This window comes from Microcoleus sp. S13_C5 (assembly GCF_036700845.1).
Classification (GTDB): domain Bacteria; phylum Cyanobacteriota; class Cyanobacteriia; order Cyanobacteriales; family Microcoleaceae; genus Microcoleus.
This window is the reverse complement of sequence record NZ_JAUBPR010000055.1, coordinates 18,187-40,529: the sequence shown is the minus strand read 5'-3', so window position 1 is coordinate 40,529 and position 22,343 is coordinate 18,187. Positions and strand designations below refer to the sequence as shown.

Genomic DNA, 22,343 nt, shown 5'->3' with positions numbered 1-22,343 from the left:
ATCTCTTGTTTCATCTGTCGAAAGAATTCTTAAAGAATTTGGAGATAATTATGTAATTAATTTTGCTTAACTACTTACTGTGCTGGCAAATCCCGGTACTAATAAATCGGGTAAAGTGGTAGCGCAGGCCAGTAAGTCGATCGCCCCTGGTTCGAGATTTGACTGAGAAATCGCGTCACGGACGGCAAACGCTGCCATTTGGCTGTTAGAATATAGTGTTTGCTGCTGTTTGTCGATCGCGTAGTAGCGCTGTTGAATCCCGTTGCTGTTGAGAATTCGCTGCCTGGCTCTCGAAGCGCGCGAGGCAATTTTGCCGAGATATTCTTCCATCTCATCATTATTAATCGGTTCTCCCGGCAAAAATTTTCCCATCCGATTGATATAAGCACTGTACATGGCGTAAACCTCTAAAGCTGCTAATTTACTCGGGTTCGTTGGTTTGTTAAATCAAGCCAGAAAATATCTAAAATTGATGGTGCTTTGTGAAGCAGTGAACTTGCAAGGAGCAAGCAGCTATCTTGTAGATTCGCCGGAAATCAGGCAAGTTGAGCAACAGCGGCAACAAGTAACCTGAAGCGGGGTGAAGTTTATTGTAATTGAGCCAATATGTAAGTAGAGTTCCTTCACTGCTTGGCAACTACAATGGATTTTGAAGAAATAAATGTTTGGTATGCTCAATCTCAACGACGCACGGCTGTCTCGCTGTTGATGAAACGAGTCGGCGTAACTCGCACTAGGGCTGAATGCTTTATCAGGCTGTGGATTTATTTATTGGTTAAACAGCTTCAGGAAAATCAGCCCCGCCTCAAACCGCCGCTGGCGAAACTGGAATTGCCCGCAACAGAAGTGCAGTGCACTCACCGGGAAGCCGCAGAACTATTCTACTGCGATTCCGATCGCGGGAGCGATCGCGCCGCCGGAATGATGTTAGATAAATTAGCAGCACTCGGATTAATCGAAAAACACTTTGATGGTAACGCTACGACAATTCAAATTCAACCAGTTTCAGAAATTTTAGAGGCCGCCGAACCTCAAAAGCCTGTACAACTCCAATTAGATGATTTCAACCCTCGGTGCGACGCGATTCCAGTTGCCAATTTATTAGCAACTAATTACAACTGGATGAACCGCAACACTAACGCCGTTCCCCACAAAATTGCTAAAATCCTCCGGCTTTTTGCCAGTCAATACTCAAAGGGAATGCGAGTTTTGCGTCGCTCAGATAATCTCAATCCTGTCGGATTTTACTTACTTTACCCGACAGCTAGCGAATCAGAAGTAAATTTTTTTAATGCTGCTAGTAAAGGGCTTCATTTAAGTTCTATTTCTGATATCGATCCTTTCAAGATGGCGCTACCAGGAGATCTAAATTGCCAGTCAGTATTTGTCCGCAGTTGGATGATCGAGCCGCAGTATTTGTCAGAATACCGCATTGCTTTTCTCGAAGACACACAGAAAGTTTTAGGGGAAATGCAAACAGATTTTCCCAATCTTTGCGACTTGTACACGCTGATGATTCACCCCATGTACGAAAAACAGTCCCTGGCTTTGGGATTTCAGAAGACTAGCAGCGATAGTCAGTTATCTGTTTATTGGATGTATCTAGCATTGGATAGATTTTTGGCGATCGATATCAAGGAAGCGTTGCTCAAACTGTAAGATAACTCGGCGCTTTCAATCGCCGAGTGACGACAAACAGCTTACAAAGTCTCGCGACCCAAATAAGATTGCAGCACTTCCGGCACTTTTACAGTTCCGTCTGGCTGCTGGTAATTCTCCAAAATTGCCGCCATTGTCCGGCCCACAGCTAAACCGGAACCGTTCAGGGCGTGAACGAATTGAGTGCCTTTTTTACCCGCTTCTTTAAAGCGAATATTTGCCCGCCGCGCCTGAAAATCTGCGACGTTGGAACAACTGGAAATCTCGCGGTATTTGCCAGCAGATGGCAGCCACACCTCTAAATCGTAGGTTTTGGCGGCCGCGAAACCTAAGTCGCCGGTACATAGTGCGATCGCCCGATAAGGCAATTTCAGCGCCTGCAAAACTCCCTCAGCATCCTGCACTAGCTTTTCATGTTCTGCTTCGGAGGTACTCGGATGCACGAGTTTTACCAATTCAACTTTATTAAATTGGTGCAGTCGAATTAATCCCCTCGTATCTTTGCCATAACTGCCAGCTTCGCGCCGAAAACAAGGAGTATAAGAACAGTGATAAATTGGCAACTGTTCTGCTGTTAATATTTCACCTCTGTACAAATTGACAACCGGAACTTCCGAAGTAGGAATTAGCCACAAATCATCTTGGTCGCACTTGAAACTTTCCTCAGCAAATTTGGGTAATTGACCCGTAGCTGTGAGGGATTCAGTGTTAACTAAAAATGGGGGAATTACTTCTACATAACCGGCTTTTGTGTGGCGATCGAGCATGAATTGAATAATCGCTCTTTCCAGGGCTGCCCCGGCTCCCATTAAGCTCACAAAGCGGGGCTGAGCGATTTTTACGGCCCGTTCAAAGTTGATGATTCCTAATTTTTCGCCGATTTCCCAGTGCGGTAAAATACCGGGATTTTGGGGTATGTATTCGTCTCCCCAGCGCCGGATTTCGACGTTTTCCTCTTCATTTTTGCCGATCGGCGTTGACGGACTCGGCAAGTTTGGCAGCGGCAGCAATAAAGCTTCTATTTGAGCTTTTAGGTCTTTTTCCTGTGCTTGCAGTTCGTTCGACTCGGTGCCGACTGCGTTGCCTTCTGCCTGCAGTTCCTGAATTTCGGGAGATTCGAGGGGTAAACCCGATTTTCTTTTTTGACCGATGAGTTTGGCAATTTCGTTGCTGCGGGCTTGTAGTTGCGATCGTTTGCTTTCCAACTCCCGCTGCTGTTTGTCTAATTGCAAAATCGGCTCGATTTCATAGTTACCTCCGCGCAGGTTGAGGCTTTCTTGCACGGCTTGCGGGTTTTCTCGAATTAATTTGAGGTCTAGCACAGATTTATTCTAAATCTTAAATTTTAGATCGGCTGGGACAAAACGAGCTGATATAGAAGCTTTGTTAATCATTGGCATATTGAATCATAATTTATTCTGACTGAAAATCTTAGTTGGGTATCACCCCTGAAGGGTGACACCCCACAAATGTATGTTATAGTTGCAAATATTAGTAGATGCACCCTGATAATTTTCTACCCCAGCCAGCGATGGTAGGGGTTTTTTGTTGTCTGGCATGGAATTGAAGCCCTGGATGCACTATCAGTCTAAAAAACCCGGTTTCTAGCGATTATCGTCTCAAATGAGGCAATTACGTCAAGAAACTGGGTTTTTGCGTCCTGGACTAGGTTAGTAAAATATCTTTCCGGTTAAAAGTTAAAGCCAGTGCGAAGCAACCAAACCCATTGAGTGTCGTTGCGGCTGTCATTCTCAGGATTAACAACGACCCAAGCAGCAGGGGTGATGGAAATGTTGTCGTTGACCTGAAAGCGATAGAACGCTTCAATGTGATAGGAAGTATCTCGCTCGCGGCGCACATTACTGCTCGTCACGCGAGCTGGTAAACCCACCAAAACCCCGGGTAGGTTGCCTTCACCTCCCACATCTGGGAAACTTATACCGATCGCCCCATACACAATATCAGCGCGATCGCCGCCGTCAACATTTAGCACAACCAAGCCACCTCTACCATTAGAAAGGCTGCTAACACCGGAATTTTCTGCATTGGCGCGAGTATAAACGACCCAACCGTGAACTTGGAAGCGGGGAGCAAGGCGGTAGAATCCTTGTACGCCAACAGAATCGCTGGATGTAGCAATATTGTTCCCAAACGGTTGTGCAGCCAGAAAACTGCCCGTACCGCCTGTGATATCGGCTTTACCGCTTGGTGCAAAGGTACGAGAATAGGCTACGCCAATGGCTCCGCGATCGCCCCGGTAGGCAAGCTGAACCAGAGCATTGTAGGAACCGTTGAATAAACCGTTACTTTGCTGCGAGAGATTGGGATTTCCGGCTACATAGCCCACAGTCAGGGTGAGGTTTTTGACGATCGTCCAGTTGACAGCAGCACCGCCACCTCCCCGGCGGTAGAGGGGATTGTATTGTCCGAATTTCGAGGGAATTCCCTCACTATCGCTGGCGATCGTTGAATGCAGCAGGTGGTCCCAGTATAAAAGCAGTAATCAGGTGAGGAAAATGGTGGATGTGCATATGACGAAGCTCCGCATAAGGAACTGATCGACCGAATTAGCAATATTACGCTGCGCTTGAACCGGTGCGAACTTTGTCAATCGTCACTGCGATAATTATCACCAGACCTTTGACAACTAACTGCCAGAAGAAAGACACATTCATGAGAGTTAGTCCATTGTTGAGCAGGGCAATAATTAAAGCCCCCAACAAAGTACCCCAAATAGTGCCAATTCCACCTGTAAAACTCGTTCCTCCCAAAATTACAGCAGCGATCGCATCTAATTCGTAGCCTTGCCCCAACATCCCCGTCGCACTGTAGAGGCGCGACGCGCTCATAATTCCACCTAAACCAGAAAGCAACCCACTCACGCCATAGACAAATAACAGCACCCGACTCACCTTAATACCTGTCAATCGTGCTGCCCGAATGTTGCCTCCCACGGCGTAAATATGCCTCCCGAGAACAGTCCGCCGCAAGACAAACCAACTCGCTAGAACTGCGAGGAAGGCGATAATAACCAACCAGGGAATTGGGCCGACATAATTGTTACCTACCCAAGCAAAATTCAGATTTCTATTGATAACGGTAGTGCCGTTAGCGACTAAATAAGCAACTCCCCGCAAAGCTGTGTAAGAACCGAGGGTGACGATGAACGGAGGCAAACCTAAATAGGCAACTAGCGAGCCGTTAAGCAATCCCAAAAAGACTCCGGCTATTAACGCAGCCGGTACGGCAAACCAACCCAGACCAGGAACTAAGGAAACCAGCACCCCGACAACTGCCGTCACGCCCAAAATTGACCCGACTGAAAGGTCTATTCCGCCAGTCAAAATCACAAAAGTCATGCCAGTAGCAAGGACAATATTGATCGATGCTTGCCGAATGACATTGATAAAATTTCCTACGGAAAGAAAGTTGGGCGTTACCAGGGAAAAAATTACACATATGGCCACCAAAATCGGCAGGATACCGGCAACTTGGATGAAATTTTTCCAAGCTTGAGCTTTACTTGTTTTCTGCCGATCGCTCCCTGAACTTCTGCTGGTTTTTGTTTGCGTTTGACTCATGATTTTACTACCTCTTTTGCACCAGTGGCATAAGCCATAATGTTTTCTTGCGTAATCTTTTCCCCTGTCGAGCCGCCTACTTCACCGACGAGGCTTCCTGCTCGCATTACTAAGACGCGATCGCTCATTCCCACAATTTCCGGCAGTTCGCTGGAAATCATCAAAATAGCTACACCTTTGGCTGCCAAATCGCTAATAATTCGATAAATTTCGCTTTTGGCGCCAATATCCACACCCCGCGTCGGTTCATCGAGTAAAAGTACCTTTGGGTTGATAGCCAACCAACGCGCTAGCAGCAACTTCTGCTGATTTCCCCCTGAAAGATCCATTGCCCTGATGCTCGGACTTGCAAGGCGAATCTGCAAATTATTAATAGCCTCATTGACAACTTTCAACAGAAAGCTTGAGTTAATAATGCCAGCTTTTGCTTCTTTATCGAGGACATTCATGGTGATATTCTCACCCGAAGTTGCCTCTAAAAATAGTCCGAGAGCCTTGCGATCTTCTGGCACGTAAGCAATTCCGGCTGCCATTGCTTCATTGGGTGTCGAGACATTGAGTTGACGACCTTCCAGTTTTATTTCACCGCTTACCTTCCGATCTGCACCAAAAATTAGGCGGGCAAGTTCTGTTCTGCCAGCGCCAACTAAACCCGCTAAACCCAAAATTTCGCCCGCATAAAGTTGAAAACTGGCAGGCTTTACTTTGTGGCCGTCGCTTAAATTTGTTACCTCAAGAACAACTGCACCCGGTGTTATTTGATGCTTGTTTTCGTACAAATCCTGTAAAGAACGACCCACCATCATTTCCACCAGGCGTTCGGCCGAAATTTCGTGCTTTTCCAGAGAGCCAATATACCCGCCATCTCGAATGACGCTGACGCGATCGGCAAGGGCATAAATTTCTGCCATTCTGTGGCTGATATAAATAATAGCAATCCCCTCATTCCGCAAGCGGCGAACCACTTCAAAAAGCTTATCTGTTTCCCGGTCTGAAAGCGCAGCCGTCGGCTCGTCCATCACTAAAATTCGGCTGTTGTGTTTGAGCGCCCTAGCTATTTCCACTTGCTGCTGTTCGGCAATTGAAAGTGTCGAAACCAGGTCTCCAGCCTCAAAATTTGCATCAAGGTTTTTCAAGACCTCAGATGCCTTGCGCCGCATTTCATCTTGGTCTAAAAATGTACCTCCTTTCTTCAGCTCGCTGCCCATAAAAATGTTTTCAGCAACTGTCAGATTGGGGGCGAGATTGAGTTCTTGATAAATAATCGCTATCCCTAAATCTCTGGCTTGAGCGGGATCTGTCATCTTAACGGCTTTGCCGTCAATTCTGATTTCGCCTGCATCGGCTATGTAGGCTCCCGCCAGAATTTTCATCAGCGTACTTTTGCCCGCACCGTTTTCCCCCATGAGGGCGTGGACTTCGCCCGGGTAAACGGTGATATTTACATCGTGCAAGGCTACAAAACCGTTAAAGGTTTTTTTAATACCTTGCATTTCGAGGACGGGCTTAGTTTTAATTGAATGTTGAGTGCTATTTACCATCGCAAATACCGTAATTTTATGCGAATTACAAGTCGAGATTTGCTACATCAATTTATGGAATTAATGGCAGGTAGAGCTGTATGGTACGCATGGTTCCGTTTACTCCTGTCAATAGCAGAATGACTACTAAAGAGAAGTAATTTCCCAAACAACTCGGTTTCCAGCAATTCCTGGTTTATTCACTTGTCCAGCCTTTATGTTGATTGACGTTTTCGCGAGTAATCAGCGCGACTGGAATCAGAATGTTTGGATTGGCTGGCTTGTTTCCTTTCCGAATGTCGTTCCCGACTTCAACTGCCTTGGCTGCCATGCGAAATGGATCTTGAGCTGCTGTAGCCACAAATAGACTGTTGTTCTGCTTGAGCGCATCTAAAGCTTCAGGTGCACCATCGACTCCCACAATGAAGAACTCGCTCCTTTGTGCTTGTTTGGCTGCTAATTCTGCACCAATGGCACAGGGGTCATTAATTGCAAAAACAGCATCAATTTTTGGGAAGGAAGTAAGGACATCACTCATCACTCTCAATCCGCCATCGCGGCTGCCTTCTGCGTTCTGATCTTTGGAAAGAACCTTGATATCGGGATATTTGGAGAAGACACTCTGGCACCCCTGAACTCGCTCGACCACTGAAGCGACGGGAGGCCCGTTGATAATCACAACGCTACCTTTTCCTTTCAAGCGATCGGCTATATATTGACAGCTTACTTCGCCAGCTTGCACGTTATTTGAAGTAACTGTGGCATCCACGCCTCCCTCGGCGGCGGTATCAACTGCAATTATCGGAATTCCGGCTTGCTTGGCTTTTTCAACAGCGGGTGCAATGCCTTTGGTGTCAGCAGCATTGAGTACAATCATGCTGACATTAGAGGCAATAAAATTTTCGATTTGATTAAATTGCTGATTTAAATCGTCGCCGCTGGAAACGAGAGTTGTCCTCACGTTTGCACCGCCGATTTTCTTGGCTTCGGCCTCAGCGCCCTTGCCAACTTGTACGAAGAATGGATTACCTAGGTCGCGGACTGCTACAGCAACTGATGAAAGTTCGGAGCTGCTTGGTTGTATACTGTTTTGAGCGTTCTGGGAAGCTGCGGTGCAACTTGCCAGAGTGCTGCTGAGGAGACTAAAAAGACTGAGTGCGATCGTTACTCGTTTCACCTCAAACTCCAATGAAGGCTAGTTTGGAGAGAGTCGCTCGTAAATATGACGTTGCCAACCTAACATTAGCTTTTGTTAGGTTTAAACTCGAATACCTAATGTTTTAGGTGAGCGGCTTTTCTTTGTACATAATTGTACGAGATCGTGTTTATTTTATGCCCGTAAAAATCTATCACTCGGTTCGCCAGACTACTTTTGTTAACCGAAAAGATATGAATATTCAAACTATCTCCTCGATCCCAAAAGAATCAACGATGTTAAATTTTTGTATGCTTTATGAGCATTAATTTTTTTGCAATGCGTGACAAATTTTTAGGAGAATATTTTCGACAAAATCTTTCAGAAATTGCTTTTAAAAGCTGGCAGAGTCATAGTGAATTTAACTCTCTATATTTGCTGATGATAACAGTTAAAAACTGGCTCTATATCTATCTTTGGATAGACAATACTTTTACCAAAGACTAAAAATACGAGATCCTCGATCGGCACCGATATGGTAATCCTCAGTCTGCTCGGACACGCCACGCCAACTCAATAAATCTTAAATTTTGCTTGGGGTACAATATTGTAAAAAATCATTAAGTTTACAGTCAGTAACGGTAGATCATAGTAAACTGAAAGCAAAGCTTCGCGCTCACCCATGCAGCTAGTTAAAAAGCCCTAGTTAAAAAGCAGATAGTCCCTCAAAACCAACGGTGAGAGTAGGCGAGTCAAATATTTGCCTGTAAAACCTGCAATTACAGTGATCGTGACATGGTTTAAAAGCTCTGGATCATGACGATCGCCCTTTTTAGCCAAGTCACAATACTGCAATAATTGTCTGCGCTGTCAATGGGTAAATCACAGATGCGATCGACAAATCACCTATTCTGCTTCCTAGAAATATTTGCCAGCGAAGGCGGCATTCAATCCTACGTTAAAGACATTCTCAAAGCTTATCTGTCCATAACCGCAGGGACAAACTCGCTGCCGCAAGCTGAAGTTTTGCTGTTGCGAGATTCCCCAGACTGCAACAATCCTTACGAGTCAAAAAATCTGAAATTTTATTACCTCAAAACCGAGAATCCCGGGTTTGACCGTCTTAAGTTTGCTACACTATTATTAACTCGCTTGCTGCAAAAACGACCGCCGCGGGTTTTTTGCGGTCACATCAAACTGGCACCGCTAATTCAAACTTTATGCCAGCCGCTGGGAATTCCCTACACTATTTTAACTTACGGCAAGGAAGTGTGGGAACCGCTTCCGCCCAAAGCTCGAACAGCAATGAGTAAAGCTGACAGTATTTGGACTATTAGCAGGTACACGCGCGATCGCACTTGCGAAATTAACCGATTAAATCCCGAAAAAATCCACATAGTGCCTTGTACTGTAGATGAAAATATATTTACGGCTGGGCCGAAGCCACAGGATTTATTAAAGCAGTACAATTTGGTTGGTGCTAAAATATTGATGACTGTAGCCAGATTGCGATCGAGCGATATTTACAAAGGTGTCGATGTCACCATTCAAGCTTTGCCGCAAATAGCCAAAACTTTTCCGAATGTGAAATACTTAGTTATTGGGCGCGGAGACGATCGATCGAGATTAGCCACACTCGCTGATGATTTGGGAGTTACCGAAAGAGTAATATTTGCGGGTTTTGTAGCGACAGAAAATTTACCAGCACATTACCAGTTAGCCGACGCTTATGTAATGCCCTCCCAGGAAGGGTTCGGTATAGTTTATTTGGAAGCGCTGGCTTGCGGAGTACCCGTACTCGCGGGGGACGCGGACGGGTCAGCCGATCCGCTGCAAGATGGTAAACTCGGATGGCGAGTTCCCCACCGAGATTCAGCAGCAGTAGCGGTTGCTTGTGTAGAAATGCTGCGAAGAGAGGATAAAAGGTGCGATCGCCACTGGTTGAGGGAACAAACCCTGGCAAAATTTAGTTTTGAATCCCTTTGTCAATCCTTACAAGGAATTTTTCAACCCTCTGACTCAGATAAACTTATGCCGTAGAGAGCGGTTTCTGGGTGTACAATGGGAAAATTAACTCGATCGACCGCCTGAATTTCTGAGTAGGATAGAGTTATGCCTACCTGCAAAGACACCCAAGGAGACCACCGTGAACCAAGGCACCCCCAAAATATCTTTCAAGCTACCCCGTATTAGCAATTGGCTGATACTGCTGGGCATCGCGTGTTTGTTGGTGTCAATTGGTTTGGGTTGGATAGTTAAATCAGTGTTGATTGTAGTAGCTTTTTTGTTGCTGACGCCTGTGGTCGCATTTTTCGCGCTTCAGTGGTGGCTGAAACGCAATTTAATTGAGGACAATTGTCCAGTTTGTCAATACGAATTTACAGCTTTAAATCAAACTCAGTTTCAGTGTGCCAACTGCGGCGAACCTCTGCAAATAGAGGAAGGTCATTTTAGCCGTTTGACTCCGCCCGGTACGATCGATGTTACCGCAGTAGAAGTATCATCGGTTCAACAGTTGGAAGATTAACCGATTTTAGATTTTGGATTTTAGATTTTGGAGTTTGGATTTTGGATTGAATAATTGTTGACTGTTAACTGCTAACTGTTACCAATTCCGAATTTCCGATGCCCGATACTTCGACTACGATCAGTATAAGTGCCCAATTCCCAGTTCCGCCTTCTCAAAATTACTTTTCTAGACGCACTGCATACCACTGCAAAAATTTTCCAGCCCCGACATCTAATTCACAATAAGTATCAATCAAATACTTGGCTTGAGCTTCCACCCCAGATATTTTATCCACGTCCTGCGGCAAATCTTCGTGTTCCTCGGTTAACACGGCTTTCAGCTTTTCTAACAGTTCCGCCGCCGTCAAAAACTGCTCTGACTGGTTTGTTTCTAAGACCACAAAGGTGTCTTCGTCATACAGTGACATAGTTTCAAAGGTTGAGGTTAATTATTTCTAAAGTTTCGTACACTTAAGCGAACCAAAGTATAAACTCTTAATTACAATTTTTCAGGCCCGGCTCGATCGTGTTACAATTAAGCACCATCAGAATTCCTAGCGGATTACCGTTATTAACTTAGTTGTTAACCGAGTTGTCAACAGATCCGACACAGCATTTCTGAGGAGATTTGTCAAGTGCAAATTTGTCAAGTGTCAAATTGTCAAGAAATATTCGATCGGCTGTATCTAATTATAACTGGCACTATACATTCCCATGATCACATCTTCCACTTCAACCCCTGTTGCGCGCAAGCCCTCTAAATCAGAAGGTCTCAAAGAACGCAGCAACTATTTACGAGAACCCGTTGCGACTGAACTGTTACAAGAAACTACCCATTTCACTGAAGACGGGATTCAGATTCTCAAATTTCACGGCTCGTACCAGCAAGACAACCGCGACAATCGAGTTAAAGGACAAGAAAAAGACTATCAGTTCATGCTCCGCACCCGCAATCCCGGCGGGTTCACTCCGCCGCAATTATACTTAGCCTTAGACAAGCTATCTGAAGAATACGGCAACCACACGATCCGCGTCACAACGCGCCAAGGTTTCCAACTGCACGGCGTGTTGAAGAAAAATCTTAAAGTAGTGTTTTCCTCAATTATTAAAAATATGGGGTCAACCTTGGGAGCTTGCGGCGACTTGAACCGCAACGTCATGGCACCGCCAGCACCGTACAAAAATCGCCCAGAATACAAGTATGCGCTGCAATACGCCAACAATGTCGCCGATTTGCTAACGCCACAAACCGGTGCTTATTACGAAATTTGGTTGGACGGCGAAAAAGCTGTGTCGGCTGAGGAAGACCCCGCAGTGAAGGCCGCTAGACAGAAAAACGGCAACGGCACAATCTTTAGCGACAAAGAAGAACCGATTTACGGCAGCCATTATATGCCGCGCAAGTTCAAGTGTTCCGTTACTGTGCCGGGAGACAATTCAATTGACTTGTACTCTCAGGATTTGAGCTTGGTGGTAATTACCAATGAAGCTGGCGAGTTGCAAGGTTTTGACGTGTTTGCTGGTGGCGGTTTGGGCCGTACTCACAATAAAGAAGAGACTTTTGCGCGGGTTGCTGACGAGATTTGCTATGTTGCCAAGGATGATGTTTACGATTTGGTCAAGGCAATTGTAGCAACCCAAAGAGATTACGGCGATCGCACAGACAGACGGCACGCGCGGCTGAAGTACCTGATTAACGACAAAGGCGTACAGTGGTTCCGTGAAAAAGTAGCCGAATATTTTGGCAAGCCGCTAGAAGCGTTTAAACCGCTACCTGAGTGGAAGTATTTTGATTTCTTGGGCTGGAATGACCAAGGAGACGGCAAGCTGTTTGTCGGCATTTCTGTGGATAATGGCCGGATTAAGGATGAAGGTTCTTTTCAGCTAAAAACAGCTTTGCGGGAAATTGTGCAGAAGTACAACTTGCCGATCCTGGCGACGCCACACCAAAACGTGCTGATTTACGATATTTCGCCGGATATTAAAGAAGAAATTCAGGGAATACTCGATCGATGCGGCATTCAGCGGGAAACTGCGATCGACCCCTTAGTGCGCTATGGGATGGCGTGTCCGGCAATGCCGACTTGCGGGTTAGCGATTACCGAATCTGAGCGCGTGATGCCGAGCATTTTAGAGCGGATTCGGGCGCTTTTAACCAAAGTGGGCTTGGCAGACGAGCATTTGGTGGTGCGGATGACTGGTTGCCCAAATGGATGCGCCCGCCCTTATATGGCAGAATTGGGGTTTGTCGGGAGTTCCCCGGAATCCTACCAGATTTGGCTGGGCGGTTCTCCAGATCAAACGCGGCTGGCAAAACCAATTGAGGAAAAGCTGCACGTCAAGGATTTTGAAGCTTTTCTGGAGCCGATTTTTGTTTATTTCAAGCAAAAACGGCAACTGAGCGAGAGTTTTGGCAATTTTTGCGATCGCGTCGGGTTAGAATCTATCCGTCAATTTGTAACCAACTACCAATCTGCTGACTCGATGACAACTGAGATTAATGAATTAGATGTTACGTCTAGTAACGGCGAGGAAAACGAGACTGCCACTGCTGGCGGTGGCAAAGTCCGCCGTCGAATTAGCGTCCGCGATGAAATCTACAACGAGCTCAAGGAAGAAGCAGCCCGTCAGGGCAAGCCAATCACGCAGCTAGCTACAGAGGCGATTTCCACTTATTTAAAGAAGATTAAGGAGGAAGCATAAGCCGATTTTCAATTTGCGCTTTGTGATTTTCGATTGTATTCAATAGACTTCTGGCAACAATAATATAAAGGCAGAGCATTTGCAGAAAAAAACTTGAATTTGTAAAATAATTCCGGTTGTAGATGCTTTGCCTTTATTGTTTTTTGAACTGTTGAAACCCCCCCTGCCTATCTCTTCTCATTCTCTCTTCCTCTGCGTTCTCTGCGTTCTCTGCGGTTAAATAAAAAAATCTCTAATAGAAAACGAACAATCCCAAATTCAATGCCTCAATTACAAAGATTAGCAGTTACTGCCGCTCAAATTTGCGATCGCAAAATCGACTTAACTAGGGAACAGCAGCATTATTTAAATCGAGTGCTACGTTTGCAAGGGGGCGATCGATTTATTGCGATGGACGGTCGAGGGCATTGGTGGTTAGCAGTCCTAGAAGTACGGGAAACCGGGTTATTTGCCTCGATAGCAGAGGAGATTGCTGTGAACAGGGAGCTCCCCGTGGAAGTAACTTTGATGGCGGCATTGCCCAAAGGAAACGGCTTTGACGAGGTTGTGAGGCAGGCGACGGAGTTGGGTGTGGCAAGTATTGTGTCGGTAACGAGCGATCGAACTTTGCTCAAACCCAGTGATCAAAAAGTCGAGCGGTGGAAAAGAATTGCTGCGGAGGCAGCGGAACAGTCGGAACGTCAAATTGTGCCGACGATTTTAGAGCCTGTTTCGTTTAATGTTGCTGTGAAAGATTGCGGTCAAAAATATCGATTTATTTGTGTTGCTCGCGGGGACAATCGGCATTTGTGGGATTGTTTGATTGGTATTTTCGATCCCCCCTTTGTAGGGGCGGTGCCCCCGTGCCCGCCCCCGGCTGGGGGAGAATTGTCGATTGTCATAGCTATTGGGCCGGAGGGTGGATGGACTGAGGGTGAGGTGAAAAGGGCGATCGAATTGGGTTTTGAAGCTGTTTCTTTGGGGAGTAGAATTTTAAGAGCGGTGACAGCACCGATTGTGGCTTTGTCTTTAGTTGGCGCGGCATTTGAGAAGAGCTAATCTCCACCAAGCCGATCGGAGACTTGATGGGTTTGGCGATCGCAGCTAAAATGTAAATACATAATTATCAGAGGAATAATATGTTACAGTCAGTAGAGGGGATATACCGAAATGGCAAAATTGAGTTATTGGAAATGCCCGCTGACATAGAAGAAGCGCAAGTTATTGTTACTTTTATGCCCAAAGTAGGGTTAGTAAACTTGCAATCTCGCGGTATCAACCAGGAACAAGCAGCAGATTTACGGGTTCGGTTGAGTAGATTTGCTCCTGATTGGGAACTACCGGAGATGGATGCTTACGATGCCTTATAGTCGCGGTGATGTGGTTTTGGTTTTGTTCCCAAGCTCGGATTTGCGTACTGCGAAACGCCGTCCAGCTTTGATAGTTCAAGCTAATAATCTGGGGACTGGTTTAGGGCAAACAATTACGGCAATGATTACTAGCAACTTAGCCCGCTCAGGACACCCAAGCCGGATTTTTGTTTCCCTAGCAACACCGGAAGGGCAGCAAACGGGATTGCTAGCTGACTCGGTAATTATGACAGACAATCTTGTGACGCTTCTAGAAGTTGAAATCGATCGCAAAATTGGTATTTTGTCGGATATGGTGGCAGTAGATGCAGCACTAAAGCACACTTTAGCACTCGAATAAATAGGGCGAATCGAATTCATGAAATATAAAAACAATCTTTAAATCAATCAAATCAACAGGACTTATGCAAAAACCAGGTTTATTCACGTAATTGGGTCATATTAGCTAGATCGCGACAATGAGAAACCGAGTTTTTTTGGTTAGCGTCCGTAAGTCACGATCAATTTTGTCTTGTGTTAAGAAAATTCATCAGATAGGTGGGTTGACAGCCAATGAAAATAGAGTTGAGAAACAGTCGATCGCTCTTTTGGTCTATTCCCTACGGGATAGCTTCGCTTCACGCACTTTTGGCAATTTTCGGTACAACATCAGTTTCTGCACAATCTCCGAGCTTTCCCATTGCTCAACAGATTAATTGCGATCGCCCGCAAGGAGATGCACAAGTCAGAACTTGTATTCGGTTGAATTACGAAGCCTCGGATAAACGACTGAACGAGGTTTACAAACAACTGATTTCCCAATTGAGTGGCGAAGAGCGGGCGCTACTTTCCGAAGCACAATTAGGGTGGATTAAGTTAAGAGATAAAACCTGTGAATTTGAAGTTTATAAAAATCGTGGCGGTACGGGTTATGGAGGTTTCCTCAATGAATGTTTGGATCGGATGACTAAACAGCGCACTGCGGAACTAGAAAAGTATTTAAAACAGAGATAAAATAGGAAGTACAGCGTACAATACCTGACAACAAGAAATAGAAACAAGTATTTATGAAAAGCAGATCGCCCTTCACCTTCACCCTCACCCTCATCTCAGCAATTGTAAGCACCACTGTACCAGCAGGTTTCGCCCAACGACAGCCCTCAGCCAACGAAATCTACATCGATAAAAATTGCCAGCGCAATCAGCAACTACCGCAACTTGAAAGATTCACTATCTTTAGCAGAAACGAATTTACAACTAACGGTCAAAACTATTGGTTCTACGCCGCCCGCTATCTAGACGGAGCAGTGCTTTTCTGTACCTCAAAACCAAACTTCAACCAACCTAAACCTCTTACAGCAAAACAAATACAATCCCAATTTATTGACAAAATACTCCGAGACCCCAACAACAAAACAGCCTTTATCATCGCTGTCAGAGAAGGAAATGGCCCCGAAGCACCAGTGACAAATTACGGCTTAGAATTGAGCAATCTCGATCGCCCAAAACTCACCTCCCTTTCCCTCCTACAGCAGCGGGGAACCCTCAAAGACGGCGGCCCCAGCGAACACACATTTCAAGGACGGGCAGGTCAATCTATTACCATCGACCTCAAAAGCAGAGCATTCGACCACAACATAACATTGTTCGACACCAGTGGCAAAAATATTGCCGAAAAAACTGGCAACTCCCAGAATCGCCGAGAGTCTCAACTCACCATAAAATTGCCTAGTAACGGCACTTATAAAATAGTTGTTAAAGGAGGCGATCGCACAAGCAAAGGTTCCTACACCTTAAGCGTTAATTCCAATCAACTTTAACTTATATTTTTTTTACATCCAGTCAACATACATCTATACACATCCGCGTTCATCTGCGGTTAAAAAATCCAAATCTTAATTTTTCCCAACAGCCCAAAATCCCAAACTAACACAACAGCAAAAATTGTTAACTACTGGCGGAACCAACCAAAAATCAGCCAAGATAGAAACAACGCCATTCCCGCAATCGCCATGACAGACATCAACCAAATAGCCGCCGCCTTAGAGGGTAAAGACTACAAACAAGCTGCCCAACTCATCAAACAACTACAAAAAGAATCCCCCGAAAATCCGTGGGTACAATACTATATCGCCCGCTACTACGAACTCACCAACAACCTCGAAAAAGCGCAAACAACCTACAAACAAATACTCCGCGACATCACCAACGCCAAAATAGTCTCCCAGACCCGCCAAGCTATTCAACGGATTGAAACCGCACAACAAAACCTCCGCCAACAAGCCATAGAAACCGCCAAAAACGACCCCAGCAACCTCGAACCCGGACTCCTCATCCTCGAACCCGTGAGTCCCGAAAACAAAGCCACAGCCGTACAAAATATCAGCAGAATCTTTAAAATCGACGCCTACACAACCCGGATGCAAATCCAAAGCCGCGGCTGGAGACTCTACAAAACTGGCCCGATTGCCGAACTCCGAATTTACGGTCAAGAACTCCTCAAAGCCGGCATTCCCGTATTTTGGGCAACCCTAAGCGATATTCAAAAAATCCAAATCTTCCGAGTGCAACATTTCCAGTCTCTCTCTTCCCCAGCCGTTGTTTGCAAAGATAAACTTGATCGACTCGGTGCGATCGAATTTAGCTGGTCAGAAGTTACCCAAAGAGTAGAAGGTTTGTTGCCGATGTTCATCGAAGTCATGGACTACTCCCCCAATCGAAGAAAGGAGCAATTTCGCCACAGAGAAATCAGGCAAGATTACGCTCAACTCTGTGACTTGCACATTCCCAGCAGAAACTGCATTCTGCGAATTTGCGACCAAAGTTACGAATTTCAACAAGGAGTTGACTTCACCAAAGCTTCAGCCGAACTTCCCACTTTACCGAACCATAAAAACAAAACATCGAGAGTCAAAAACTCTCAACAAATTCCTCAAAGTACCACCAGAATTAACTGGAATAACTTACTGGAAATATTCGATCGCCAGCTTGACGTTACACTTTGGTCAGAATTTACGCCCTTTGCCGAGACAGTGCTCGATTACACTAATATGTTGAGCAAGATCGAATCTCATATAGAAGTCGAGCGCAAATCAGAAACTCCTTGGGACTCAGCTTTTCAGCTATACAGCGGATTAGCCTTCCTCAGAAATGAAAAAAATAGGGAATAGAATAAAGAGTTAAAATTAAAAATGAGTAATGCCATTTTTTTAATTTTTAACGCCAGCATTTGGAGTTATCCAATGCCCAATTCCCTATTATCAATTCCCAAATTCCTACTTCGTTTTTACCTGACGAGCCATTTCCCGGAAATTGTTCATGCTGGGGCCAGGGCTCCGACGACTTCCAGTTGGTGTCGGCATTAAATTATTAGGAGCAAAAGTCCGATTCGGTTCAGCTTGACTCGGCACTTTCCCGTTACTTGCTGCCGCTGCAGGTACCTTCACGGGTTCCGGAGTATTAGTAGGAACGCTACCGACTGGTTCCTTGTCTTTCTTAAACTTTTTCTCTACCTTAGCCTTCTTAGCAGGTTCAGACTTCTCAGACTTCTCAGACTTAGCAGGCTCAACTTTTGCTGGTGCGATCGCAACAGGCTCAGCCTTCGCAGGCGCAACTTTTGCTGGTTCCTTCGCTCCCGATTCGCCCAAATCTAGGAAATATTCAGACTTTTTCAAGCCCAACAGTCTGCCGAAAAAGCCGAAAATACCGCCGAAGAAATTTTTGATAAAACCAAACATTAGACTTACTCCTTTTGTTCTTTTAGAGAAATTTGTACAAGCTTGTCAACAAAGTTAGATTACGAGCTATGGCAACCTTTGTCTACATTTATTCATCAAAATTTACATTTGGCTATATCTAAGCTCGCTCATCAAAGCAAATTTTAGGTATGAATACTCACAGTGCTTTGCACTTATTTACAAAGTATCTCAGAATTTGTTAGGGATTCGCACTCATTGCCGATCGTACCTCGATCCGATTCCATAGCTGTCCTAGTAGGGGTAAAACTCCCTAGGGCAGTAATCTATGCTGTAATCACCAAGCAATTTTCTTTTCAAATGAACAGTTCGCTCGATCGCAATCCCGTCATCCTCATACACGGCATCTGGGACACAAAGATTATTTTCAACACAATGTCCGCCCGTCTCACCCAACTGGGATGGTCAGTCCACAGCCTCAACCTCACCCCCAACGACGGCAGCCTCGGGCTCGACTTACTGGCAAAGCAACTCGCAGACTACATCTCTGAAACCTTCGATCCAGAACAGCCTTTAGACATAGTAGGCTACAGCATGGGCGGCATCGTCAGTCGCTACTACGTCCAGCGACTCGGAGGAATCAACCGCGTACAGCGTTTCATCACCCTATCTTCCCCCCACCACGGCACCCTCACCGCTTATTCCCTACGCCTACCAGGATACCTGGATATGCGCCCCGATAGTGGCTTGCTGCGCGATTTGAATCAAGATGTGACAATGCTCAAACGCATAAACTTTACATCAATGTGGACGCCATTTGACATAATGATTGTACCGGCGAACAGCTCCCAAATGCCAGTAGGTAAAGAAGTTAAAGTCAACGTTTTGCTGCACCGCCAAATGGTGACCGAACCCCTAAGTATTAACGCATTAGTTGAAGAACTCAAAGCACCTATAGAAAATAAAATTCCCACTTAAAAATGAATAGCAATTTCAGCCGCAACCCAGTCTTGCTAATTCACGGAATCTTCAGAAAATCGGGAATTTTTCACAAAATGTCTGCCTACCTCACCCAACTGGGATGGTCAGTCTACACCCTCAATCTCTCGCCCCATTGGGGCAATGCCAGCATAGACGAATTAGCCCAACAAATAGCAGATTATATAGACAAAAACTTTGCGCCCGCACAGCATTTAGATATAGTAGGATTGAGTATGGGCGGTTTAGTAACTCGCTACTACCTGCAAAGGTTAGGTGGTATTAACCGAGTGCAGCGCTTTATTGCCATATCTTCTCCTCACAGCGGTACTTGGATGGCTTACACTCTCTGGGGAAAAGGCTGCGTTCAAATGCGTCCTGGCAGTGCTTTTCTGGAAGATTTAAATCGAGATGCTGCCTTGTTGGAAAAGCTCAATTTTACTTCGATTTGGACAGATTGGGATTTCATCATTGTACCTGCTTCTAGTTCCCAAATATCTGCTGCCAAAGAAGTAAAATTGTCCGTATTTGCCCATGCCATGATGGCGAGGCATTCCAGCAGTTTAAAAGCTGTGGCTGAAGCACTGTCAGAACCATTGAAAGTTCCTGATTAACCGTTTGATTCATTCTTGTATAAGGTCAAATTTTGTAGGGCGGGTTTCACCTACAATAATTGCCTAAAACCACAAATCTTGTAAACCCGCCCCCAGCAACAAGGCAAATCGCTACCGGACTAGATATCAAACTGCATCGCCAACTTCAGCGTATTCGCTGCGGCCAAAAATTGCTTCAGCTTCGCAGTAATACTTGAACTCAAGTATATTGTGGAAAGGGTCTTCTAAAAAGAAAGTACGGTGTTCTGTAGGCAAACCGACAAATCGCCGTCTCGGTTCTTGATAGAAATTTAAGTTGTTTTGCTGGGCTTTTTCTAGCAACGCTTCCCAGTCAGCTTCGTTCGTAAAAATTAACCCAAAATGCCGGGGATAGATGCCTCGCTGAGGGGTCAAAGGTTCGCGGCTGACGTGGGCGACAATTTGATGGCCACACAAACCCATAATCGCAGAATTAGGCGATTCGCGACCTAGTTCGCAGCCGAGCCCGTCTACGTAGAACGCTTTGGTTTGGGCAATATCGGTCACAGGGAAGGCAAGATGAAATAAGACTTGACTCATGGAGGTACTAAATGCAGAATGCAGAATTGTTCTTTAATTATTTATCTTGGTCTAATCCTTGGTTGGTGGCGATCGCCCTAAATACAGTTTTACTCGCGATCGCCACCATTGCCCCAAAAAAATTGCTCACTCCCGCTGGTCAATTTCACGGCTGGGTATTGGGCGTCCTCATCTGGGGCTGTTTGGGATGGCAAGGCTATGCTGTGGTGATGTTTTACTTTCTTGTCGGATCGGGAGTTACCCGCATCGGCAAAGCCCAAAAAGAAGCAGAAGGCATAGCCGAAAAGCGTTCAGGCGCCCGAGGCCCAGAAAATGTCTGGGGTTCAGCTTTAACCGCTACTCTTTGCGCTGTGGGAGTTTTGGCATTATCTATTTTAGGAGAGACAGGCAAGATGTCTGTGCCACAAGATGCTATTTCCCTGTTATTGCTGGGTTACGCAGCGAGTTTTTGCACCAAACTTTCCGATACCAGCGCCAGCGAAATCGGCAAAGCTTACGGGAAGCGGACTTTTTTGATTACTAGCTTGCAGCCTGTACCTAGGGGTACCGAAGGGGCCGTAAGTTTGGAAGGAACGATCGCGGGTATTGTCGGCTCAATTTTGATTGCGCTTTTAAGTTGGGCCGTCGGTTTAATAGACTTGACAGGAATTGTTTTTTGTGTTATTGCAGCTTTTATTGCCACGAACATCGAGAGCGTGATTGGGGCGACGGTGCAATCTAAGTTTGAGTGGCTGACGAACGAGGTGGTAAATTTTTTTAATACACTCATAGGAGCGATCGCAGCGATTATTTTAGCGGCGACCTGGAGAGCTTTTTTAGCTTAGTTAATCCTGGACGCATTCACGACCTAAGAAACCGGGTTTGTTACGAGCATTCAAGGCCTTAACGCAGTAAGTAGTAAGACACAATTAATTACACAAGACTTTGGGCTACAAGCCTTGTCTAGTAAAAAATCAGCAAAAAATCAGTGTGTAATTAATTCTGTCCAATTACTTATTTTTCCAGAGAAACCCGGTTTCTGCCTCGCGAGCTATTAGCTATTAATCATTAGTCATTAGTCTCAAGCAATCAACTCATGACTAATGATTAATAGTTAATCAAACTAAGCGTCGTCTTGCGGCCCAAAAACCATTTGTAAAATCATCGTCGGTTCGCCCCGCTTGTGATAGCGATCGGCCCAATTGCGAATAATTTCATCTAATTCCTCAAGGGCTTGGTCGAGCCGTTCCGGCGGAATATCCAAAGTCTCCATAATTCGCATCACATTTGGTTGTTTTTCCGCCCAATCCTTCATCAGCCGGAAATATCTAGCCGTATCCTCAACCATAGTAAATGTCCGCTCTTCCTGCTCTGCGGGTGAGTAAGTAGCGCGAGTGAGGGCATAAAACGGCATTCCCCAAGGAGAATCAATGCGAGTTACTGTCCCAGAATAGATCAAGCGTCGCTTAATGTGTTCTGCTAGAGCTTCGCTCAAAGGCATTCGCCTTTCTGGAGACATATCTTCTTGCGATCGCCTGTGCAGAAACTCGATCAACTCCATAAACTGAAAAGAATTGATCAGTTGAGCGTCTGGCGGATTAGGAGGAATCTTGCTTTCGAGATATTTTTTTTCATCTACAGTCAAATTGTTTCCCGGAATGCGAGGGCGTCCCGGCATCCAACCATACTGTTCCAGCCAGACATAAGGAAACTGAATCAAATACCTTGGTTCTTGGGAACCCAACATTTTCAGCAATTTTCCCTGAGTCAGAGCTTCCCGGACTTCCTCAACAATCACCTTCACCCGTTTAGGCTCAATGTGATGCAAGTGCCCTGTCATCCGCAGGTTGTTGTCCTGCTCCATATAAGTCATATAAATGGCACACTTAGCCGCCGTTGCGGCAGCGTCTAGAAACGCCCCGTGCCTGTGCCCACTTGTTCTCATGGCGCTAAACGCCAGATATAGCATGATCTGATCCATTGCACTAGGGCTGAGGCTTTTGACCAGATCTAAAGAGTCATTTTTCATCACTATCCCCGAAATAGCCAAACTTGGAGGCATCTTGTCGTCCTCCATTAAATTAT

The 22,343-nt window shown here is 45.5% G+C and carries 23 protein-coding genes; 13 read left to right on the top strand and 10 right to left on the bottom strand.

Annotation, left to right across the window (positions count from 1 at the left end; genetic code table 11):
- Positions 1-66 precede the first annotated feature (66 nt).
- The gene (locus QUA04_RS16125; protein ID WP_333258323.1) at positions 67-396 is read right to left on the bottom strand and encodes a hypothetical protein; all 330 of its coding nucleotides are present in this window, start codon (positions 394-396) and stop codon (positions 67-69) included.
- A gap of 246 nt (positions 397-642) precedes the next feature.
- Between QUA04_RS16125 and QUA04_RS16120 the strand changes: the two genes are divergently transcribed.
- Positions 643-1,659, top strand: a complete 1,017-nt coding sequence (locus QUA04_RS16120) for a hypothetical protein (protein ID WP_333258322.1) — start codon at positions 643-645, stop codon at positions 1,657-1,659.
- A gap of 41 nt (positions 1,660-1,700) precedes the next feature.
- Here the strand turns inward: QUA04_RS16120 and serS are convergent, their stop codons facing one another.
- From serS to QUA04_RS16095, 5 genes are all read right to left on the bottom strand, one after another.
- The gene (gene serS / locus QUA04_RS16115; protein ID WP_333258321.1) at positions 1,701-2,981 is read right to left on the bottom strand and encodes a serine--tRNA ligase; all 1,281 of its coding nucleotides are present in this window, start codon (positions 2,979-2,981) and stop codon (positions 1,701-1,703) included.
- A gap of 368 nt (positions 2,982-3,349) precedes the next feature.
- Positions 3,350-4,123 carry an iron uptake porin gene (locus QUA04_RS16110; RefSeq protein WP_333258325.1) on the bottom strand — a complete coding sequence of 258 codons (774 nt, stop codon included), beginning with the start codon at positions 4,121-4,123 and terminating at the stop codon, positions 3,350-3,352.
- 112 nt (positions 4,124-4,235) lie between these two features.
- Positions 4,236-5,240 carry an ABC transporter permease subunit gene (locus tag QUA04_RS16105; RefSeq protein WP_333050280.1) on the bottom strand — a complete coding sequence of 335 codons (1,005 nt, stop codon included), beginning with the start codon at positions 5,238-5,240 and terminating at the stop codon, positions 4,236-4,238.
- A complete protein-coding gene (locus QUA04_RS16100; RefSeq protein WP_333258320.1) occupies positions 5,237-6,781 on the bottom strand; it encodes a sugar ABC transporter ATP-binding protein in 1,545 nt (514 codons plus the stop codon). The genes QUA04_RS16105 and QUA04_RS16100 overlap by 4 nt, the downstream gene beginning before the upstream one ends.
- A 175-nt stretch (positions 6,782-6,956) precedes the next feature.
- The gene (locus QUA04_RS16095) at positions 6,957-7,937 is read right to left on the bottom strand and encodes an ABC transporter substrate-binding protein (RefSeq protein ID WP_333258319.1); all 981 of its coding nucleotides are present in this window, start codon (positions 7,935-7,937) and stop codon (positions 6,957-6,959) included.
- An 846-nt stretch (positions 7,938-8,783) separates the two neighbouring features.
- Here QUA04_RS16095 and QUA04_RS16090 point away from each other — a divergent pair.
- Positions 8,784-9,935: a glycosyltransferase family 4 protein gene (locus QUA04_RS16090; RefSeq protein ID WP_333258318.1), complete on the top strand. Its 1,152-nt coding sequence runs from the start codon at positions 8,784-8,786 to the stop codon at positions 9,933-9,935.
- A 106-nt stretch (positions 9,936-10,041) separates the two neighbouring features.
- On the top strand, positions 10,042-10,422 hold the full coding sequence (locus QUA04_RS16085; protein WP_333258317.1) for a hypothetical protein: 381 nt from the start codon (positions 10,042-10,044) through the stop codon (positions 10,420-10,422).
- Between the two features lie 160 nt (positions 10,423-10,582).
- On the opposite strand, the gene QUA04_RS16080 is transcribed toward QUA04_RS16085, so the two are convergent.
- Positions 10,583-10,831, bottom strand: coding sequence for a chlororespiratory reduction protein 7 (locus QUA04_RS16080; protein ID WP_333034902.1), 249 nt, complete (start codon positions 10,829-10,831; stop codon positions 10,583-10,585).
- A gap of 286 nt (positions 10,832-11,117) precedes the next feature.
- Here QUA04_RS16080 and sir point away from each other — a divergent pair, with 286 nt between their 5' ends.
- From sir to QUA04_RS16045, 7 genes are all read left to right on the top strand, one after another.
- Positions 11,118-13,106 (top strand): sulfite reductase, ferredoxin dependent, encoded by a 1,989-nt coding sequence (gene sir / locus QUA04_RS16075; RefSeq protein WP_333258316.1) that lies wholly within the window; start codon positions 11,118-11,120, stop codon positions 13,104-13,106.
- A 261-nt stretch (positions 13,107-13,367) separates the two neighbouring features.
- Complete coding sequence (locus tag QUA04_RS16070; protein WP_333258315.1) at positions 13,368-14,144, top strand: 16S rRNA (uracil(1498)-N(3))-methyltransferase; 777 nt, start codon at positions 13,368-13,370, stop codon at positions 14,142-14,144.
- An 80-nt stretch (positions 14,145-14,224) separates the two neighbouring features.
- Positions 14,225-14,455: a hypothetical protein gene (locus tag QUA04_RS16065; RefSeq protein WP_333147873.1), complete on the top strand. Its 231-nt coding sequence runs from the start codon at positions 14,225-14,227 to the stop codon at positions 14,453-14,455.
- Positions 14,445-14,795 (top strand): type II toxin-antitoxin system PemK/MazF family toxin, encoded by a 351-nt coding sequence (locus tag QUA04_RS16060; protein ID WP_333258314.1) that lies wholly within the window; start codon positions 14,445-14,447, stop codon positions 14,793-14,795. The genes QUA04_RS16065 and QUA04_RS16060 overlap by 11 nt, the downstream gene beginning before the upstream one ends.
- Positions 14,796-15,007: 212 nt before the next feature.
- Positions 15,008-15,448 carry a lysozyme inhibitor LprI family protein gene (locus QUA04_RS16055; protein WP_333258313.1) on the top strand — a complete coding sequence of 147 codons (441 nt, stop codon included), beginning with the start codon at positions 15,008-15,010 and terminating at the stop codon, positions 15,446-15,448.
- A 53-nt stretch (positions 15,449-15,501) separates the two neighbouring features.
- Positions 15,502-16,254, top strand: coding sequence for a PPC domain-containing protein (locus tag QUA04_RS16050; protein WP_333258312.1), 753 nt, complete (start codon positions 15,502-15,504; stop codon positions 16,252-16,254).
- A 192-nt stretch (positions 16,255-16,446) separates the two neighbouring features.
- A complete protein-coding gene (locus QUA04_RS16045) occupies positions 16,447-17,604 on the top strand; it encodes a tetratricopeptide repeat protein (protein WP_333258311.1) in 1,158 nt (385 codons plus the stop codon).
- A gap of 105 nt (positions 17,605-17,709) precedes the next feature.
- Here the strand turns inward: QUA04_RS16045 and QUA04_RS16040 are convergent, their stop codons facing one another.
- Positions 17,710-18,171, bottom strand: a complete 462-nt coding sequence (locus QUA04_RS16040) for a hypothetical protein (protein WP_333258310.1) — start codon at positions 18,169-18,171, stop codon at positions 17,710-17,712.
- Positions 18,172-18,489: 318 nt separating this feature from the next.
- Here QUA04_RS16040 and QUA04_RS16035 point away from each other — a divergent pair, with 318 nt between their 5' ends.
- Positions 18,490-19,107 (top strand): triacylglycerol lipase, encoded by a 618-nt coding sequence (locus QUA04_RS16035; protein ID WP_333258309.1) that lies wholly within the window; start codon positions 18,490-18,492, stop codon positions 19,105-19,107.
- Between the two features lie 2 nt (positions 19,108-19,109).
- Complete coding sequence (locus QUA04_RS16030) at positions 19,110-19,721, top strand: alpha/beta fold hydrolase (protein ID WP_333258308.1); 612 nt, start codon at positions 19,110-19,112, stop codon at positions 19,719-19,721.
- Between the two features lie 126 nt (positions 19,722-19,847).
- Here the strand turns inward: QUA04_RS16030 and QUA04_RS16025 are convergent, their stop codons facing one another.
- Positions 19,848-20,279 carry a VOC family protein gene (locus QUA04_RS16025; RefSeq protein ID WP_333258307.1) on the bottom strand — a complete coding sequence of 144 codons (432 nt, stop codon included), beginning with the start codon at positions 20,277-20,279 and terminating at the stop codon, positions 19,848-19,850.
- An 11-nt stretch (positions 20,280-20,290) separates the two neighbouring features.
- On the opposite strand from QUA04_RS16025, the gene QUA04_RS16020 reads away from it, so the two are divergent.
- Positions 20,291-21,103, top strand: coding sequence for a TIGR00297 family protein (locus tag QUA04_RS16020; RefSeq protein WP_333258306.1), 813 nt, complete (start codon positions 20,291-20,293; stop codon positions 21,101-21,103).
- 278 nt (positions 21,104-21,381) lie between these two features.
- Here QUA04_RS16020 and hetR read toward each other — a convergent pair whose 3' ends face one another.
- Positions 21,382-22,287, bottom strand: coding sequence for a heterocyst differentiation master regulator HetR (gene hetR, locus QUA04_RS16015; protein ID WP_333070270.1), 906 nt, complete (start codon positions 22,285-22,287; stop codon positions 21,382-21,384).
- Positions 22,288-22,343: the final 56 nt, after the last annotated feature.

Coding starts and splice junctions, on each gene's coding strand:
- QUA04_RS16125 (WP_333258323.1), bottom strand. CDS start 396: ATGTACAGTGCTTATATCAATCGGATGGGAAAATTTTTGCCGGGAGAA.
- QUA04_RS16120 (WP_333258322.1), top strand. CDS start 643: ATGGATTTTGAAGAAATAAATGTTTGGTATGCTCAATCTCAACGACGC.
- QUA04_RS16105 (WP_333050280.1), bottom strand. CDS start 5,240: ATGAGTCAAACGCAAACAAAAACCAGCAGAAGTTCAGGGAGCGATCGG.
- QUA04_RS16100 (WP_333258320.1), bottom strand. CDS start 6,781: ATGGTAAATAGCACTCAACATTCAATTAAAACTAAGCCCGTCCTCGAA.
- QUA04_RS16090 (WP_333258318.1), top strand. CDS start 8,784: ATGCGATCGACAAATCACCTATTCTGCTTCCTAGAAATATTTGCCAGC.
- QUA04_RS16080 (WP_333034902.1), bottom strand. CDS start 10,831: ATGTCACTGTATGACGAAGACACCTTTGTGGTCTTAGAAACAAACCAG.
- sir (WP_333258316.1), top strand. CDS start 11,118: ATGATCACATCTTCCACTTCAACCCCTGTTGCGCGCAAGCCCTCTAAA.
- QUA04_RS16070 (WP_333258315.1), top strand. CDS start 13,368: ATGCCTCAATTACAAAGATTAGCAGTTACTGCCGCTCAAATTTGCGAT.
- QUA04_RS16065 (WP_333147873.1), top strand. CDS start 14,225: ATGTTACAGTCAGTAGAGGGGATATACCGAAATGGCAAAATTGAGTTA.
- QUA04_RS16060 (WP_333258314.1), top strand. CDS start 14,445: ATGCCTTATAGTCGCGGTGATGTGGTTTTGGTTTTGTTCCCAAGCTCG.
- QUA04_RS16055 (WP_333258313.1), top strand. CDS start 15,008: ATGAAAATAGAGTTGAGAAACAGTCGATCGCTCTTTTGGTCTATTCCC.
- QUA04_RS16050 (WP_333258312.1), top strand. CDS start 15,502: ATGAAAAGCAGATCGCCCTTCACCTTCACCCTCACCCTCATCTCAGCA.
- QUA04_RS16045 (WP_333258311.1), top strand. CDS start 16,447: ATGACAGACATCAACCAAATAGCCGCCGCCTTAGAGGGTAAAGACTAC.
- QUA04_RS16040 (WP_333258310.1), bottom strand. CDS start 18,171: ATGTTTGGTTTTATCAAAAATTTCTTCGGCGGTATTTTCGGCTTTTTC.
- QUA04_RS16035 (WP_333258309.1), top strand. CDS start 18,490: ATGAACAGTTCGCTCGATCGCAATCCCGTCATCCTCATACACGGCATC.
- QUA04_RS16030 (WP_333258308.1), top strand. CDS start 19,110: ATGAATAGCAATTTCAGCCGCAACCCAGTCTTGCTAATTCACGGAATC.
- QUA04_RS16025 (WP_333258307.1), bottom strand. CDS start 20,279: ATGAGTCAAGTCTTATTTCATCTTGCCTTCCCTGTGACCGATATTGCC.
- QUA04_RS16020 (WP_333258306.1), top strand. CDS start 20,291: ATGCAGAATGCAGAATTGTTCTTTAATTATTTATCTTGGTCTAATCCT.
- hetR (WP_333070270.1), bottom strand. CDS start 22,287: ATGAAAAATGACTCTTTAGATCTGGTCAAAAGCCTCAGCCCTAGTGCA.